The 17,671-nt window shown below is 45.3% G+C and carries 14 protein-coding genes and 1 pseudogene; 10 read left to right on the plus strand and 5 right to left on the minus strand.

Going from position 1 to position 17,671, the window contains the following annotated elements; translation table 11 throughout:
• Positions 1 to 9: 9 nt before the first annotated feature.
• Positions 10 to 504: an ABC transporter substrate-binding protein gene (locus B0I27_RS04965; protein ID WP_106292029.1), complete on the plus strand. Its 495-nt coding sequence runs from the start codon at positions 10 to 12 to the stop codon at positions 502 to 504.
• Positions 470 to 1,612: an NADPH dehydrogenase NamA gene (gene namA / locus B0I27_RS04970; RefSeq protein WP_245925435.1), complete on the plus strand. Its 1,143-nt coding sequence runs from the start codon at positions 470 to 472 to the stop codon at positions 1,610 to 1,612. Before B0I27_RS04965 ends, namA begins: the two co-directional genes overlap by 35 nt.
• Positions 1,613 to 1,619: 7 nt before the next feature.
• On the opposite strand, the gene B0I27_RS04975 is transcribed toward namA, so the two are convergent.
• Positions 1,620 to 2,450 (minus strand): murein L,D-transpeptidase catalytic domain family protein, encoded by an 831-nt coding sequence (locus tag B0I27_RS04975; RefSeq protein ID WP_106292031.1) that lies wholly within the window; start codon positions 2,448 to 2,450, stop codon positions 1,620 to 1,622.
• A 228-nt stretch (positions 2,451 to 2,678) separates the two neighbouring features.
• A complete protein-coding gene (locus B0I27_RS04980; protein ID WP_245925436.1) occupies positions 2,679 to 4,049 on the minus strand; it encodes a glycoside hydrolase family 43 protein in 1,371 nt (456 codons plus the stop codon).
• 411 nt (positions 4,050 to 4,460) lie between these two features.
• Here B0I27_RS04980 and B0I27_RS04985 point away from each other — a divergent pair, with 411 nt between their 5' ends.
• Positions 4,461 to 6,962 carry a glycosyl hydrolase 115 family protein gene (locus B0I27_RS04985; RefSeq protein WP_106292035.1) on the plus strand — a complete coding sequence of 834 codons (2,502 nt, stop codon included), beginning with the start codon at positions 4,461 to 4,463 and terminating at the stop codon, positions 6,960 to 6,962.
• A 113-nt stretch (positions 6,963 to 7,075) separates the two neighbouring features.
• Here the strand turns inward: B0I27_RS04985 and B0I27_RS04990 are convergent, their stop codons facing one another.
• Entirely contained in the window at positions 7,076 to 8,308 is a 1,233-nt protein-coding gene (locus B0I27_RS04990; protein ID WP_106292037.1) for an exo-beta-N-acetylmuramidase NamZ family protein, read from the minus strand.
• Between the two features lie 176 nt (positions 8,309 to 8,484).
• Positions 8,485 to 9,963 carry a glycine--tRNA ligase gene (locus B0I27_RS04995; RefSeq protein WP_106292039.1) on the minus strand — a complete coding sequence of 493 codons (1,479 nt, stop codon included), beginning with the start codon at positions 9,961 to 9,963 and terminating at the stop codon, positions 8,485 to 8,487.
• A gap of 140 nt (positions 9,964 to 10,103) precedes the next feature.
• Here B0I27_RS04995 and B0I27_RS05000 point away from each other — a divergent pair, with 140 nt between their 5' ends.
• From B0I27_RS05000 to B0I27_RS05030, 7 genes are all read left to right on the plus strand, one after another.
• Positions 10,104 to 10,820 carry an ATP-binding cassette domain-containing protein gene (locus B0I27_RS05000; RefSeq protein WP_106292041.1) on the plus strand — a complete coding sequence of 239 codons (717 nt, stop codon included), beginning with the start codon at positions 10,104 to 10,106 and terminating at the stop codon, positions 10,818 to 10,820.
• A 70-nt stretch (positions 10,821 to 10,890) separates the two neighbouring features.
• Complete coding sequence (locus B0I27_RS05005) at positions 10,891 to 11,475, plus strand: hypothetical protein (protein ID WP_106292043.1); 585 nt, start codon at positions 10,891 to 10,893, stop codon at positions 11,473 to 11,475.
• Between the two features lie 295 nt (positions 11,476 to 11,770).
• Positions 11,771 to 12,280 (plus strand): outer membrane beta-barrel protein, encoded by a 510-nt coding sequence (locus tag B0I27_RS05010; protein WP_146133089.1) that lies wholly within the window; start codon positions 11,771 to 11,773, stop codon positions 12,278 to 12,280.
• Positions 12,281 to 12,283: 3 nt separating this feature from the next.
• Positions 12,284 to 13,012, plus strand: a complete 729-nt coding sequence (gene gldF, locus B0I27_RS05015; protein WP_106292047.1) for a gliding motility-associated ABC transporter permease subunit GldF — start codon at positions 12,284 to 12,286, stop codon at positions 13,010 to 13,012.
• Positions 13,006 to 14,685 (plus strand): gliding motility-associated ABC transporter substrate-binding protein GldG, encoded by a 1,680-nt coding sequence (gene gldG / locus B0I27_RS05020; protein ID WP_106292049.1) that lies wholly within the window; start codon positions 13,006 to 13,008, stop codon positions 14,683 to 14,685. Before gldF ends, gldG begins: the two co-directional genes overlap by 7 nt.
• A gap of 128 nt (positions 14,686 to 14,813) precedes the next feature.
• The gene (gene dnaN / locus B0I27_RS05025; RefSeq protein WP_106292051.1) at positions 14,814 to 15,938 is read left to right on the plus strand and encodes a DNA polymerase III subunit beta; all 1,125 of its coding nucleotides are present in this window, start codon (positions 14,814 to 14,816) and stop codon (positions 15,936 to 15,938) included.
• A gap of 298 nt (positions 15,939 to 16,236) precedes the next feature.
• Positions 16,237 to 16,926, plus strand: a complete 690-nt coding sequence (locus B0I27_RS05030; RefSeq protein WP_106292053.1) for a DUF4397 domain-containing protein — start codon at positions 16,237 to 16,239, stop codon at positions 16,924 to 16,926.
• Between the two features lie 76 nt (positions 16,927 to 17,002).
• On the opposite strand, the pseudogene B0I27_RS17455 reads toward B0I27_RS05030, so the two are convergent.
• Positions 17,003 to 17,671: pseudogene (locus B0I27_RS17455) on the minus strand (hypothetical protein); the annotation flags it as partial.

The raw sequence follows: 17,671 nt of genomic DNA on the forward strand, positions 1-17,671 counted from the left end.
TTAATTTTCATGTCTGAGCTAAGCATTTTATCATATCTACCAGGGGAAAACGCAGATGAGTTGGAGCAGCTTCAGGAAAGGGTTGAACTTGTCAGACATAAGCTGAAGTTTGTTGAGCTTATTCCGACTGTCGCTTGTATAAGCAGCCTCTCACCACTCAAGTTGGCCGCAGGGCTGGTCCCGGAGATAATCAGGTTAGCCGGCGGAACCCCGGTTGAGGGTGATGATCTTGCCTTATTGGATCCACAATATATAATCGTTGCGCTCGAAGGCTCTCCCATCAGTACGGCTATGAGTCAGGTAGATATCCTGATGGCTTTGCCCGGATGGGAATCTTTGGATGCAGTGAAGAATGGCCGGATCTATCTGGCTAACGGCGATACGCATTTTAATGACTCGCCGGAGAGCATTGTGGATACGATTGAGATGGTCGCCGAGATCCTTAACCCGAAGCAATTTGCGTTCGGATATGAAGGCGAGTGCTGGACAAAGTTCAGCATCTAAAAACAGATATACTGCCGCGCTGTTGATAGAAGAAACACTCATGGCGATTTTATTTGAACCTATCCGGGTAAGAAGCATCGAGTTCAGAAACCGTATTGTCGTATCTCCAATGTGTCAATATTCAGCAGAAGAAGGCTTCGCAAATGATTGGCATATGGTACATCTGGGAAGCAGGGCAGTGGGTGGTGCAGGGCTAGTCATAGCTGAAGCAACAGCGGTGTCTCCGGAAGGCAGGATTTCTCCCGGTGATCTTGGAATCTGGCTTGATGATCATATTCCTGCCCTGAGCAGGATTGCAACATTTATACACGAACAAGGTTCCGTGGCAGGCATTCAGATCGCACACGCGGGCAGGAAAGCCAGTCATGACGCACCTTGGAACGGCGGGGCATTCCTTTCCGAGCATGAAGGGGGATGGAAGACCGTAGGTCCTTCAGCAATTCCATTTGCTGCGGGCGACTCGCTGCCTCATTCGCTAACGCCAGAAGGTTTGGAAAATGTCATTATTGACTTCCATGCCGCCGCCAAGCGAGCGCTGGAGGCTGGGTTCAAAGTCCTGGAGATACATGCAGCGCATGGCTATCTGCTTCATGAATTTCTTTCACCCTTGTCTAATTTTCGCTCAGATGAGTATGGCGGTTCATTTGAAAACCGCATACGCTTGCTGGTAGAAGTTATTGAAGCTGTGCGCAAGGTATGGCCGGACGAGCTTCCGCTATTCGTGCGCATCTCGGCAACCGACTGGGTTGAAGGGGGCTGGACTTCTGAAGACTCCGTTCGGCTGGCATCTGTCTTGAAGGAGAAGGGGGTAGATGTGATCGACTGCTCTACGGGAGGTAACGTCCCCAATGCGGAGATTCCGGCAGGCCCTAATTATCAGGTGCCATTCGCTGAAAACGTAAAGCGGGAATCCGGTATGATGACCGGTGCTGTAGGTATAATAACAAGTGCCCAGCAAGCAGAAGATATATTACAAAACGGGCAAGCAGATTTTGTCTTGCTTGCCCGTGAGATGTTAAGGGACCCTTACTTTCCTATGCACGCTGCGCAGCAGCTTGGCGTGGATATAAAGTGGCCCCTGCAATATGAAAGAGCTAAAAGACCGTGATAGGATCTTAAGCTCCTGCAGCCAGTATCTGCTGGTCGGAGGATATAAATTTGTTCAGTGCTGATTCAAGGTTCAGGTAGTCTGACGCGTATTCAACCTTCACCGGGCCATGGATAAATAAGGTCGTCTGGTTCTTGATCGTGCTAATGATTTGAGGTGTTAGTTCCTCGGGTAAAGCCGGACAACCTAAGCTACGTCCTAAACGGCCGTTCTGTTTAACAAAGTCATCACTTACATAAGACGCTCCGTGTATAACTACCGCACGGTTTAACGCGTTTGAATTGTAAGACTGATCCATCCCGTTTATCTTAAGAGACAAACCATGTTTGCCGTGGTAAGTATTAGCCGTTACGTAGAAACCCAGACTGCTTTGATTTGACTCGGGAATATTAGAAAATTTGGTCGCGTAATTATCGCCGCTTCCCCTGCCATGAGCCACTAGTGTATTGAAAAGTAGCTTTTTGGCATCCAGGTCAATGATCCACATTCTTTTTTCGGAACTGGGCTTGTTGAAATCTACGATGGAAAGTATCTGTTTTTCCTTAGATAAGCGGCCTGCATCTTTCAGATTATAATATCCCGTGATCGCCTTCGCGAACACAGCGTAGTCCAGAGATGCGTCAGCAAGACCAGCAGCAGTATAAATTCCAGAAATGTACTGGTCGAATAGACTGGCAGCAGAGATTACTTTTTCCTCTTTTACGGTAGATTGACTGATTTCTTTCTTGATTTCGGGATGATTGCTGATGTCATTGTCTGACTTTAATCCCCACCCGATTGCCGGAATGCTTAGTGCTAGAATGATGTAAGTTGCCCCTCTTAAAATCCTGTTCTTCATAAATTCCCCCCGTTGTTTTTAAAAGTAAGGTTTCTTTCTATAAGCAGTTGAATTAGGTTGTGTGTGTAGCGGTTAATAGTACAAATGTAAGGAAATAAAATTGGATGTCAAATAGTTATGGTCATCGGACGGTCATCACTAGCATGCATGGTAATGTAATAAAGACTCTAAAATAAAGCCTTTATTACATTACCTAGATTCTTCGAGTAGCGCTAAACTGTCTCTTTCTTACCTGAACTGCCAATAATCAAAATTGAACAATGCGTGCGGTTCCTTTCCTTTGAAAACGAAGTATACATCGTGTACATCTTTTACATTCTCTGTCTGGGTAGTGAATTCTTTCCAGTTCTCCCACTCCCCGGTATAAGCAATATTCAAGGTTCCTATAAGTCGTCCTTCTAAGCCGTCAATGCGGATCTCGATAGTTCCTCCGTCGTACCGACTGGATGCACTGGCCTTAAATGAGGACGGGCCTGTACTGCCGAAATTCACATCCCGAACCTTAATATAGTCTCCGTGATGAATAGAGGTGATGACTACACCCCGGTCTTTGTCTTCCAGCGCTTTTACCCCTTTCGAAAAGGCAATGGTTTCTGCTTCTGTTCTTTTGTAGGGGTTTAAAGTTCCCACCCCTTTTAGGATCCCTGTGTCTGTCATATGTAATTGGGGGATGGTACCGTCAGCTTTGTATTTGAATTGCTCAACCGCAACTGAGCGGTCGTAACTGTGTCCGCCCGGTAAGGCATCGTTGTGATAAAAGAAGTAGGAGTTTCCTTTGTAGTCGATGATTCCGGGATGATTTGTATTGCTGGTTTTCTCCGTCGGCATAAGGATCCCTTGTGCTTTCCAGGGGCCCGTTATCTTTTTGGCAGTTGAGTAACTGATGTTTTCAGGGAACTCGGCCGCATAGATGAGGTAATACAAGCCATTCCGTTTGTACACCCACGGTGCTTCGGTAAATTTTCCTGAAAAGGCCTTTTTGTCTTTTATATCCAGATGTTGGATAGTTCCCTTGAGGGAAATCATGTCGTTATTTAGTTTTACCCAGTAACACGCGCCGTTCCCCCAGAAAAGGTAGGCCTGTCCGTCATCATCAATAAACACAGTTGGATCGAGGTCATCCCATGAATGTGGGGCATACCGGGTCATATTATTGGTAATTAGTGCTTTGCCTAATGCGTCTTTAAATGGCCCGTATGGTGAGTCGGCAACCGCAACCCCGACAGATACTCCAGGGGAATCTTTGTTCAGGGTGGAGAAGTACCAATAGTATTTGCCGTTTCTTTCGATAACCTGGGCGGCACTCGCGTCATTTACAGACCAACTTATCTGGCTTATTTTCAACGGAGCACCATGGTCTGTCCAGTTAACCATATCTGTCGTGGTGAAAAGGCGATATTCCCGCATGAGATAGCTTTTAGCAGGTGCTTCGTCTTCGTCATGACCGGTATACAGAAAGAGGGTGTCATTTAGAACAATGGGAGCAGGATCGGCTGTGAACAGTGTCTGTATGATAGGATTTTGCGCCATCGATACGGAAAAGTTTGTCAGTAGGAGAGCGCCTATTATTATTCCAAGCTTTGTGTTTTGCATATTCATATCCTGGTTTTTTGTGTACTTAGTTCTGGGGTTTATAATTGAGATTCTTGCAGTTATATCACGAACAAATTTAGATAAGCGGTTGGTGATCTCAGGCTAATTTTGGGGGCTAAGGTGATATAAATGTTTATAAAGTCGAATTGCTTTGATCGGCGGTTTGCGGAGTAGTTAGAACTGCGTTTTAAAATTGAAGAGCCGCTATGTAGGTGGAAACACCTTGTAAAATACAAAATTCTGGCTACGTTTAACATTTGTTCCACGATTATAACTTTAACAGGCCAAAGAAATCTTCTCTAATGACGTTTTTGCGTGTTGAAAACTAACTCGGATATATTGCCGGCAAGAGAGCTTGTCTGTAGTTATCTTAAAGGAACTCAATAACCATTTTTGACCATTTAAAATCTATACGTTTTGAAGTACAAATTTCTACTCTCGTTTCTTTTTATTTTAGCTCAGCTTGTTGCTGCAGGAGCTGATAAAGAAAATTCTACTTTCGTTTATTTTCAGGATCAGGGAAATTATTTTTCTCTGACAAGAGGGGGCGTGCCCATACCTGTAATGGTTGATGATCAGGACTTCAAAGGGGTTCATCATGCTGTGGGCAACCTAAAGAATGACTTTCAACAGGTTACCGGAAGTGCTCCTGAGCAAACAGGTGGAAAATATCGGATAATCATTGGTACTGTCGGTAAGTCAGGTACCATAGACCGGCTGATCAAAGAGAAAAAAATCGCCGGGAAGGATCTGATCGGAAAAAATGAAAAGTTCGTCATCGAAGTAGTTAAAAATCCTCTACCTGGCGTTGAGGCTGCTTTGGTTATTGCAGGTAGCGATAAAAGAGGAACGATATATGGAACTTATGAGCTTTCCACTCAGATCGGCGTTTCTCCATGGTATTATTGGGCGGACGTACCTGTTAAGAAACATACCGAGCTTTACGTTAAGCCAGGGAAGTACACACAGGGGGAACCGGCTGTGAAATACAGAGGGATATTTCTTAATGATGAAGCACCAGCCTTAAGCGGCTGGAGTAAGGCTACATTTGGAGGTTACAATAGCAAATTTTATGAGAAAGTATTCGAACTCATCTTAAGGCTTAAGGGAAATTTCCTTTGGCCGGCTATGTGGGGGAACGCTTTTTATGATGATGATCCGCTGAACGGCCAGCTTGCCGACGATCTTGGAATCGTAATGGGTACCTCTCATCATGAGCCGATGGCCAGGGCTCAGCAGGAATGGAAGCGACATGGAAACGGAGGAGCCTGGGACTACAGCAGTAACTCAGCCGGACTGAGGGAATTCTGGAAAGGCGGAATGGAACGCGCAAAGAACTGGGAAAGCCTGATCACTATTGCCATGAGAGGCGACGGAGATGAACCGATGAGCGAGGATCAAAACAAAGACTTGTTGGAAAAGATTGTCAGAGACCAGCGTCAGGTTATAGAAGAAGTGACCGGAAAGAAAGCGGAAATGACTCCTCAGGTATGGGCCCTATACAAGGAGGTACAGGATTACTACGACTCAGGTATGCGCGTTCCGGATGATGTAACCCTTCTATTTTGTGATGATAATTGGGGTAACGTCAGGAAGTTGCCTGAGTTGAATGCTAAGAAGCGGAAGGGCGGCTATGGAATGTATTACCATTTCGATTACGTTGGGGCGCCGAGAAATTCGAAATGGATAAACGTCAGTCAGGTACAACGCGTGTGGGAGCAGATGAACCTGACCTATCAATATGGAGTTGACCGTATCTGGGTAGTTAATGTCGGAGATCTGAAACCTATGGAATACCCGATATCCTTTTTCCTGGATATGGCCTGGAATCCAAACCGTTTTAATGCCAACAATCTTCTGCAGCATACCGAAGAATGGAGTGCCCAGCAATTCGGTGATAAATATGCGAAGGAAGCAGCAAGACTGATTAATATGTATACGAAGTATAATCACCGCGTCACACCTGAATTGCTGAACGATAGGACCTTCAGTCTCGAAAACTATAACGAGTTTGAAACAGTGGTGAACGACTATCGTAAACTGGTGATTGATGCGATGCGTTTATACTATCTCATCCCGAACCAGTACAAAGATGCTTTTGATCAGCTGGTGGTTTTCCCAATCAACGCTTGTTCCAATGTATATGAAATGTACTATGCTGTAGCAAAAAATAAGCTTTATGCTGCAAAAGGGGACGAGCAAGCAAACTATTGGGCGGATAAAGCAAAGGAGCACTTCCTTCAGGACTCCGTTTTGACCGATCACTATAACCAGGATATTTCTAACGGAAAATGGCCTCATATGATGGATCAGGTTCGTATAGGCTACCGAAGCTGGAATGACCCGCGGAAGAGTATCATGCCGAAAGTTGAGTATGTGTCGCCTAAGGCTCCCGCTAAGAAAATATTCGCCGAAGAAGACGGTGTCGTATCTATCGAAGCGGAGAACTTTAAAAATTCAAGCAATAGTAAAAAGGTAACGTGGACGGTAATACCGGATCTGGGAAAAACCCTTTCGGGATTAACCACGATGCCTGTGACCGAAGTGCCTGATAACAGTGTGTACGTGGAATACGAAATGGATCTTAAGACGGTCGGAAAGGCTAAGTTGGTAGTTCTAACATCGCCGACCTTGAATTTCAATGCAAACAGGGGCTTGCGTTACGCGGTTTCGGTTAACGGAGGCAAGGAACAGATCATTAATATCAACGGTCATTACAAGGGAGAGCTGGGTGTCTGGCAGGCAAGGAGAATCATCGAATCGAGTACCACTCATGAGATTGAACGCGCTGGCTTACATACTATTCGGATCCGCCCTCTGGAGCCGGGAATAGTATTTCAAAAAATAATGCTGGATCTTGGAGGATTGAAACCATCGTATATGGGTGCTCCGGAAAGCAAAATCGTGTCAAGGCCGTAATACACGTGAGAACACAAAGCTTTAACAGCTATCATAAAAAAGGGCTGACATTTGATGTCAGCCCTTTTTGGCTTTGTGAGTGTAAACAGCAGGATCTTCAGATCATTTGCTCATTACTTGTCTGCGTAGAGCAGGTATTTTTTTCTCATCTGTTTGAATGCTTTCAGACCTGGTTCCCATCTTTTACGAATCTCCTTTTCTGATTTGCCGGCAATAATGTCTTCTCTCAGGCTGGCGTTGCCAGATCTGAAGTCGAAACTCCCAACGGCCGGATGGAGGGTGTGATCGAAGAATTTTTCTTTATCAGGAAAGGCATTGTACATTTCGATCAGCCAGGACAAATTGATTTGCCCGGTCTTCCGCAGGATGTTGGTATCGTAGGTTCTAAGATCTATTCCGTAGCAGACACTATCCTTGTACAGTGGATTTTCGCTCATGCCTTTTATGCCAACGGGTTTAAATGAGAAAGTATATCTACCTTTTAGCTCCGGTGCGCCCAGAACCGTGAACGGCATGTGTGTTCCTCTTCCGTAGTTAATCATTGTGCCTTCAAAGAGGCAAAGAGAGGGATAAAGGAGAATGGATTGCTGTGTGTTAAGATTAGGTGAAGGGTTAACCGGAAGATCGTAAGGCATGCTATGATTATAGTTTGCTACCTTGATGATATTCAGCTTGCACTTGGGGTGCTTGTCCATATATCCTTCACCGTTTAGCATCAGCGCGAACTCTCCGATAGTCATGGCATGAGTGATTGGGATCTTATGTTGCCCAATGCCTGATTTGAATTTGTCCTCGAGAATAGGACCATCGATAAAGTAACCGTTTGGATTCGGTCGGTCAAAGATCATCAGTTCTTTGCCGTTCTCCGCACAGGCTTCCATGACGTCTTCTAATGTATTGAGGTTGGTATAGAATCTGCAGCCTACGTCCTGAATGTCGAAGATGACCAGGTCGACATCTTTTAATTGCTCTTTGGAGGGTTTCCTCGCTTTTCCGTATAGCGAAAAGATGGGGATGCCGGTTTTTGCGTCTACTTCGTCATCAACATGATCTCCATTGCTGGCGTTTCCCCTGAAGCCGTGTTCTGGCCCAAAGACTTTAACGATTTTGATGCCCAGGCTCAAAAGGCTGTCGACACTGAGCTTGTCACCGATGATGGAAGTTTGATTGGCAACCATCGCTATTCTTTTACCTTTTAGGTATGAGAGGTACTTTTCAGTTTGGTCTGCGCCGGTAATGATATTCGTGGTTTCTTTCTTTGCAATAGCTTTTGTTTGCGCAAGCAACGCCGGACTAAAATTGAAGAGAAGGCCGAAAGAGAGTAGGAATAAAATGAATTTTGCCATCTGGGAGGTGTTTTATTAGTGAAGCGACTGATTTTGTTTATCTAAGCTACAAAAATGCAGTAAGCAATGCAAGTTTATGCGTTTTCTTTCCTGATAATGCACAAACTTACATTATTGCTCACGAAAAAGGCCCGAATCATAAGATCCAGGCCTTGTTAAAGTATCATTTAGCTTAATCAGGAAAGTAGATTCTTCCAGCTAACGCGCTCTGCAATGATTCTTTCGAGTTGATCCGCAGGAACCCGTTCCTGCTCCATAGAGTCGCGGTGACGGATGGTTACCGTGTTATCCTCGAGAGATTGGTGATCAACGGTGATACAGAAAGGAGTACCGATGGCATCCTGACGGCGGTAGCGTTTTCCGATAGCGTCCTTTTCTTCGTAGGTCACGTTATGCTCCAGCTTAAGCAGGTTCATAATTTCCCGGGCTTTCTCAGGCAATCCGTCTTTCTTCGTAAGAGGGAATATAGCGGCTTTAACCGGCGCAAGGGCAGGGTGCAGTCTTAGAAGCGTACGGCTGTCTTTTTTGTCTTCCGTGCTGATATCCTGTTCTTCAAACGCATTGATCATCGTTAGTAAGAACATACGGTCAAGACCAATGGAGGTTTCAATTACATAAGGAACGTAGTTTCCATAAGGTTTGCCCTCTTCGTTCAGATCATTATCAAAGTACTGCATCTTCTTACCCGAGAACTCCTGGTGCTGGCTAAGATCGAAATCAGTACGGCTATGGATACCTTCCACTTCTTTGAATCCAAAAGGGAATTCGAATTCAATGTCGGTAGCAGCGTTGGCATAATGTGCCAGCTTGGTATGGTCGTGGAAACGGTATTTCTCGGCTGAAGTGCCCAGTGCCTGGTGCCATTTCAGTCTCGCTGTTTTCCAGTATTCAAACCATTTTTTGTCTTCTCCCGGACGTACGAAGAATTGCATTTCCATTTGTTCAAATTCACGCATACGCATGATGAACTGGCGGGCGATTACCTCGTTACGGAATGCTTTTCCTATCTGTGCGATGCCAAAAGGGATTTTCATACGGCCTGATTTCTGCACGTTCAGGAAGTTCACAAATATCCCCTGAGCCGTTTCCGGACGAAGGTAAACTTCTTCACTTCCTTCTGCCATAGCACCAAACTGAGTGCTGAACATCAGGTTGAACTGGCGTACTTCAGTCCAGTTGCGGGTTCCTGAAACCGGACAAGCGATCTCATGATTGATGATCAGGTCGCGCAGCTCGCTCAGATTTTCTGATTTCAGCGCGGTGTCCATATCAGCCTGCAGCTGATCGGCCTTATCTTGTTTGCCGTCTTTTTCGTAACGGGCAATTTTGTCTTCTAATAGCTGATCGGCACGGTAACGCTTTTTGGAATCTTTGTTATCGATCATCGGATCGTTAAAGCCATCCACGTGTCCGCTAGCCTTCCATACCTTCGGATGCATGAATATTGCGGAGTCAATGCCCACAATGTTCTCGTGCATTTGCACCATGGCTTTCCACCAGTAGGTTTTGATATTGTTTTTTAACTCAGCGCCCAGTTGCCCATAATCGTAAACAGCACTTAAGCCATCATAAATTTCGCTGGATTGAAATACGAAGCCATATTCTTTGGCATGGGAGATCACATTTTTAAAGATCTCGTCGTTATTTTTACTCATGATGCTACAAACTTAATTTATTTATACGATTATCGTATACGGAGACAAATGTTTGTTTAGTCGTAAAACCCGCCGGGTTTACTAATTTAGCGCGATTATCGGTAGATCTCGGATCGACGGTATATGATTTTCCTATATATATGAGTATTATAGTTAAGGACCTCACGAAAGTTTACGGCGAGCAGAAGGCCATAGATAGCATTTCATTCTCGGCTAATAAAGGAGAGATTCTGGGCTTTCTGGGACCTAATGGAGCGGGTAAGTCTACTACTATGAAGATACTTTCCTGCTTTATTCCGCAGACCTCCGGTGTTGCGGAAGTTAACGGGTTTAATGTCGCTAGCCAGCCCATGGAGGTACGTCGTCATCTGGGCTACCTTCCCGAACATAATCCGCTCTATCTTGATATGTATGTTAAGGAGTCGCTGGGCTTTATTGCCGACATTCATAAGGTTGAACGCAAGCAGAGCCGTATTGCGGAGATTATTGAGATGGTTGGACTGGGCCGTGAGCAGAATAAGAAAGTCGGACAGCTCTCTAAAGGTTATCGCCAGCGCTTAGGGATTGCACAGGCTTTAATTCATGACCCTGCGGTACTGATATTGGATGAGCCTACATCTGGCTTGGATCCTGCGCAACTTGTCGGGCTGCGCGCTTTGATACGTGAGCTCGGAAAAACGAAAACGATCATTTTTTCGACCCATATCATGCAGGAAGCGGAGGTTTTATGTGACCGTGCGGTGATCATCCATGAGGGTAAGATCGTTTGTGATTCCGTCCTTTCTGATTTATTGACGGACCATCCCGGACTCAGATTAGAAGAGGTGTTTTTAAAACTGATTTCATCAGGCGTTTAAAAGAGCCAACAAATCAGTAGTAGTTGTGTTACTAGTGAGACATCTATATATTCACTTAAACAGCTAAACTATGAAAATTCTATTTCTATCTATCACCTTAGCATTGGTTACCAGTTTGGCAACCGCACAAATCACAGCACCTCAAACATCATCAGCTTCTCAGGAAGCGGCAATTTCTCAAGGAAACTGGATGATAGGTGCCGGTCTCGGATCCACTAATTACAACTTTGATACGGAGACTTTTAATATTCAGGTCAGTCCAAGGGCAGCCTATTTCATTTCCGATAATGTAGCAGTCGGTGCTCAGGTTAAATTGGGTCTAACGGCTTATGATGGTGGTTCAACCTTTGAGTATGGTGTGGCACCATTGATAAGGTATTATTTCCCTGAAGGCGCAACGCCAACAAGCAGATGGTTCGCTGAAGGTACCGTAGGTATCGGTGGCAGCCATATGAAAGACAGTAATGCCGATGAGCCGGTTTCGCTGCTTGTAGGTATTAGCGGTGGGTATGCACATTTTGTGAGCCGTACAGTTGCATTAGAAGCTGCTCTGGGTTATACGTATAACAAGTCAGACGTAGGCGCTGATTCGGGAATGTCTGGACTTGGCTTAACGCTTGGTTTTAATATTTACCTTCCCGGACAAGGGCGATAATCGCCATGATTAATCTTTCATGAAAGCCAGTTTTCATCATTGATTTTCATGTGAAAGAAGATTTACTAAAAATGGACTCTTGGAAATTTTCAAAGTCCATTTTTATTTTGATTGCGATTTATCTGAATCTGTAACATCTCGCATCATGCTGTGCTTGTCACGGATCACGTTTGCCATCACTGCTTTGATCCGGCAGCGCATTGTGGAAGTTATGAGATGCGGACTAATCGCCGCGGTGTCAATTTTAAATTTTATCGGCGTTTCAGATAAGATTGATTTACTTTGTACTACAGATATGAAAAGAATAATCATTGGCTTGTTGTTTGGATTTATAGCTCAGGCTTCCAATGCCCAGCAAACTTCGAATACTCCTTATCCTGTCAGGCCGCGCCTTAATCTTGATCTGGAAGTATCTTTTCCGCGCGGGGATTATGGTGATCTGTTCGATGTAGGTTTCGGAGGAGCTGGCGGACTTGATATCCCTGTAACCAGGGCTCTGTATGCTACTGGTACCGCCGGGGTTACATCTTTCTATAGAAAGGATTCTGAAACGCGGACGTACGTCCCGATGAAGGTCGGCGCTAAGTACTACTTTTCAAGGATGATTTACGCTCAGGCTGAAATTGGTACGAGCGTCGGTATACAACAGGGCGCGGGAACTGCATTTGTTTTTGCACCCGGGGCCGGAATATCCTACCCGGTTACGGAGCGGAGCTCTGTTAATTTGGGACTGAGGTATGAATCGTGGTCTCGTGACGGAGGAAATATTGAGCAGCTGGCTCTCAAAGTTGGCTACCAGTTCTAACCGATGCTCGCTGTATTTATCAAGGAATTTTCCTCTTTTTTCAGTTCTTTGGTTGCCTATATCGCTATAGGTGTTTTTCTTGTAATGACGGGTTTATTCCTCTGGGTTTTCCCCGAGTCTTCTATTCTGGATAACGGCTATGCAACGCTGGACAGTCTTTTTGCCGTTGTTCCTTATCTTTTTATGTTTTTGATTCCTGCCATTACCATGCGTTCGCTTGCAGAGGAAAGAAAGGATGGAACCTTTGAGCTATTGGCCACCCGGCCATTAAGCGATTTTCAAATTATAGGAGGAAAATTTGTGGCTTGTCTGAGTGTTATTGTCTTTACGCTCATGCTTACAATCATTTATTATTTTACGGTGAGGACGCTCAGCGTGCCCTCGGGAGAGGTCGATTCGGGAGCTATTGCGGGTTCCTATATCGGGCTTGTCCTTCTGGGAGCATCGTTCATATCAATCGGGATTTTTGCATCGTCGGTCAGCAAAAATCAGATAGTTTCTTTTTCCCTGGCCGTCTTTCTTTGTTTCTTTTCTTTCAGCGGCTTTGATTCGCTCAGTACGTTAATTTCACTGCAGGCGGTGGATGCCTTCGTAAGCTCGCTGGGAATCTCTGAGCATTACCAGTCTTTAGGCAGGGGAGTGATCGATTCGAGGGATGTGCTCTATTTCTTGTCTTTTAGCGCCCTCTTTCTGACGCTTACCAAAACGGTTTTGGGGGGCAGAAAATGGTGAAGAAACGTCAAAAAGATATACGTAATCTCCTGGGACTGATCGCTGTCATCCTGATTTTATCGGTTATTTCCTCTCGATATTTTCTGCGGCTGGATCTTACCTCCGACAAGCGTTTTACTCTTTCCGATATTACTAAACAGGAACTTGTTCAACTTGATGATCAAATGCAGGTGTTTGTTTATCTGGAGGGCGATTTTCCCGGTGGCTTTAAGCGGCTACGGAATGCGGTCAGCGATCTGATGATCGATTATCGTTCGTTTTCAGGTATGAAACTGAACTATGCGTTCATTAACCCCGCGGAAGGAGGAGAGGAGCAGCAGGCTAGTCTGATGCAGGATTTGAGCGCCCGTGGTTTAATGGCTACCAATCTGAGTGTGAAGACAGAAGAGGGGTTTTCGCAAAAGATTATCTTTCCCTCCGCCCTGATACGTTACAAGGGAAGAGAGATAGCTGTTAATTTTCTGCAGTCCCGCATGGGCGCATCGCCCGAAGAGGTGCTAAATAATTCCATACAGAATCTCGAGTACGCCTTCACCAGCGCTATTCGAAAGTTAAAAAAGGGCGGACAGCAAAATATTGGTTTTACCGAAGGTCATGGCGAACTAAGTGATCTGCAGTTGGCAGATGCGATGGGCACACTGCAAAATGCCTATCAGGTTGGACGGGTAGACCTCCGGGATATCAGTTTGCAGGGGATCGAGAAGCTTTCGCTGTTGATCATCCCCAAGCCTCAAACTGCCTTTACGGAGGCTGAGAAGTTTAAGATCGATTATTTCGTTGGTCGCGGCGGAAGTGTCTTATGGGCAATAGACCAGGTAAACGCGGAGCTTGACAGTCTGAGGGGGCAGGGGACCCAGCTGGCGTTTGTCAAGTCGCTGAACCTTGATGACATGCTTTTCCGGTATGGACTGAAATTGAATTATGATTTGCTGGCCGATATGAACTGTGCGCAGATTCCCCTGAAGGTCGGCGGCGACAGCAGGGGACAGGCGCAGATGCAAATGGTGCCCTGGACCTATTATCCCTTGTTTGTTGCTGTTAGTCAGCATCCGGTGGTGAAGAATATAGAGGCTGTGCGATCTGAATTTGCCGGTACGATTGACACTTTAGCTCTTCGGGGCGTGAAAAAAGAGGTATTGTTAAGCTCCTCTCCGTTCAGCAAGGTGCTACAGGTACCCGCGCTGATATCACTGCAGCAGGTGGAGCAGGAGCCTGATCCTGAGCAGTTCAGGGGTCAGCCACTGATCACGGGTGTCGCTATGGAAGGCGTATTTCCGAGGGTGTTCGAAAACAGGGCGATGCCGGAGGGAGTTACGGGAAAAATATCTGCGGATAAAGCTTTGGCCGCAAAGATGATCGTGCTCTCCGACGGAGATATCCTTAAAAATCAGATTAGCGCTCAAGATCAGTCGCCGTTCCCGCTGGGTTTTGATCGTTTTACTCAGCAACAGTTTGGGAACAAGACCTTTTTAATGAATATGGTTGATTACCTTACAGATGATCCTGCCATTATCGCCCTCCGAAGCAGAGAGCTGAAAAGCTATCTTTTGGATCGGGCGAAAGTGAAGTCTGAAAAGAGTAAATGGCAGGCTTTAAATGTTGGATTGCCGCTGATGCTGCTGGCCGGTACGGGACTAATCGTGCACATCTATCGCAAACGAAAATATTCCTGATCCGAAGGTGCGGTTTAAGGTTTAATTTCTTGTTTCATGGAAATTCTTTCCTATTTTTGATGAATGCTGGCGTGGCTTCTTTGTACCCGATTGTCCGGCTATAAAAATTAAAAATATCCAATTTATATATGAGATTTATAGTTTCGACTTCGACCTTATTAAAGCAATTACAGGCAGTCAACGGCGCGTCAAGCAGCAGTACTGTTCTTCCGATTCTGGAGAATTTTCTTTTTGAGATAAAAGACGGAATTTTAACAATCTCCGCGACTGATCTGCAAACGAGTATGACCACTTCTCTTTCCGTGGAGTCAAAAGAGGAAGGCAAAATTGCCATTCCTTCAAAGATTTTGTTGGAAACACTCAAGACTTTACCAGATCAGCCTATCGCTTTTAATATTGACGACTCTACCTTCGCTATTGAAATTAACGCAGGCGACGGAAAATACAAGCTTAGCGGTGAAAACGGTGATGATTTCCCGAAAATACCGAGCGTGGAAAACGCCTCTGCAGTGAGCCTTTCGGCTTCGGTTCTGTCAGAAGCAATTAATAAAACCATCTTCGCGGTGAGCAACGACGAATTACGTCCGGCTATGACTGGTGTGTATTGCCAACTGACCTCGACCAACTTCACATTTGTTTCTACTGACGCACATAAACTGGTAAGATACCGCCGTTTCGATGCAAAAGCAGAGCAGGCTGCATCCTTTATTTTACCGAAGAAGGCACTTACTTTGTTAAAGTCTTCTTTGCCGACTGAAGATGTCGCAGTGTCAATAGAATACAACAATACCAGTGCTTTCTTCCGTTTTGGAAATATTAACCTGATCTGCCGGTTAATAGACGAACGCTATCCGGATTACGAAGCGGTTATCCCACAGAGCAATAACAACCGTATGACCATCGACCGGGCTCTGTTCCTGAGCTCTCTGCGTCGCGTTGTGATCTTTGCGAACAAGACTACCCACCAGGTGCGACTGAAGATTACCGGAAGTGAGCTGAATATTTCTTCTGAGGATATCGACTTCTCAAACGAGGCACACGAGCGTTTGAGCTGTCAGTATGAGGGTGAGGACCTGGAAATTGGCTTCAATGCGCGTTTCCTGATTGAGATGCTGAATAATTTGAGCGGAGAAGAAGTAACGCTTGAAATGAGCACGCCTAACCGTGCCGGACTGCTTGTTCCGCAGACAAATGACGAGAATGAGAACGTTTTGATGCTGGTGATGCCTGTAATGCTGAACACTTATGCCTAGTTTTTTAGACATTCAGTTGCGCTGAGTCAAACTGCCAAGGACAACTGCTGACGGTTGTTGAGATTATCAACGGAAATTGTTGAATAACAAAGCGTTTTAATATAGAGAACGGAAATAGGCAACTATTTCCGTTTTTTTTATGGTTCTGATTATCAGTGTTAATAGCCTCCGCCTATCTGAGCGCTTAGGTGTTGTGGTCTGATAATTGGAGGTTGCGCAGTAATTGATAACCTGCAAAGGAACTATATGGCGGGAAAGTCAAGACGCACAGAAGTTCCTGAGCACAAAATGTACAACTATGAAAAAACAAAACACACTAGGCAAATTCTTATTATTCGCAGCAGCAGGAGTTACATTGGGTTTAAGCTCATGTTCAGATGATGATATCTCAACAGGAGAATCAGTAAATGTGAAAATTGTAAACGCAGCTGAGTCGTCTTCGGCGCAAGATGTATTTATTGAGGATGTGAAGGTTAACAGTTCAGCCCTGGGGTATCTGGATTATACCGGATATATTACCACTACCAACTCAGGCAATGACAGGAAGATCGAATCTCGTACCTCAGGCTCTGCAGATATATTCGCTACAGAAAAAGAGGATCTTAAGTCGAACAGGAATTACACATTCTTTTTAACCGGAACGGGTTCTTCAGCCGATATTGAGGTTACGGAAGATGATTTGACTGCACCAGCATCAGGTAAAGTTAAGGTCCGCTTTGTACACGTAAGCAGCAAGAGTGATGTTCCTGAAAAAGTAGACATTTACAGCGGAAATAACAAGATAGCCGCAGGCATAGAGCGAGGCGATGTATCCAGATTTCAACAGATTGATGCCGGTTTAAAAGCCATCGGTGTTTTAACAGCTGGAAGCACGGATTTGAATGCTATTAAGTCTTTAAGTATTCAAAATCTGGATGCAGGTAAGATTTACACTATATTGATCTACGGAAGCACTGAAGTAAACGCAAGAGTGATCTCTCATAACTAAAATTTCTAATTCATCTATCTATTCCAAGGGGCTGTATCATGAAAATGAGCAGCCTCTTTTTCTTTAATAGGATAGTTTAAGGTTTGGGAGAGAACGACACCCGTGTTCCTACCGGAAATGGCAGTTTTTCTCCAAGCTCTTTTGCTCGTTGCTTCGTAGTTATTGCCGTCGTCTTTGTAATTTTCTCGTTCCTTCGTTCCTGCTCCCGCAGCAGTCTGTTGCCTTCGTAACACATGTTATTAATAGACGCTCCCCGTGTTTGCTGCGCCTCATTGAGTTTCATATTCACCGGACCCGTAGGGTATTCTCCCGGTTCTTCAGCATGAAACGCGGCAATGATCGAACATGGACTGAACTCCTTGCTGTTTAGCAATACATAGCCTTCTTCCATCCGGGTTTCGCTATAAGCCAGCAAGGATACGCTGAGCATCAGCAATTGATCGGGTTCCGGCAGGGCTTCAAAGCGGATCTCCCGGGCCTCCAGCTGAGCCTGCCAGCGAAACTCCACATCTTTCACTTCCAGATATTCATAGTACTCCTTCCTGAAATTGAAGCCGATCAGGCTGAAACGGATCTTGTACTTACTCACCGGTTTACTGATGCTTAGCGGTACCCTCAGGTCGGTTTTGGCGTTCAAAGCTCCCATGAAAACGCTTAGGCGACCCTCTTCATCCCGCTCTACCCGCTGACTGACCTGCAGTACTTCGCTCAGCCGGCTCTTCATATTGAAGTCCATCCCGATGAG

Origin of the sequence: Arcticibacter pallidicorallinus, assembly GCF_003002875.1 — a bacterium.
In the GTDB taxonomy this organism is placed as follows: Bacteria; Bacteroidota; Bacteroidia; order Sphingobacteriales; family Sphingobacteriaceae; genus Arcticibacter; species Arcticibacter pallidicorallinus.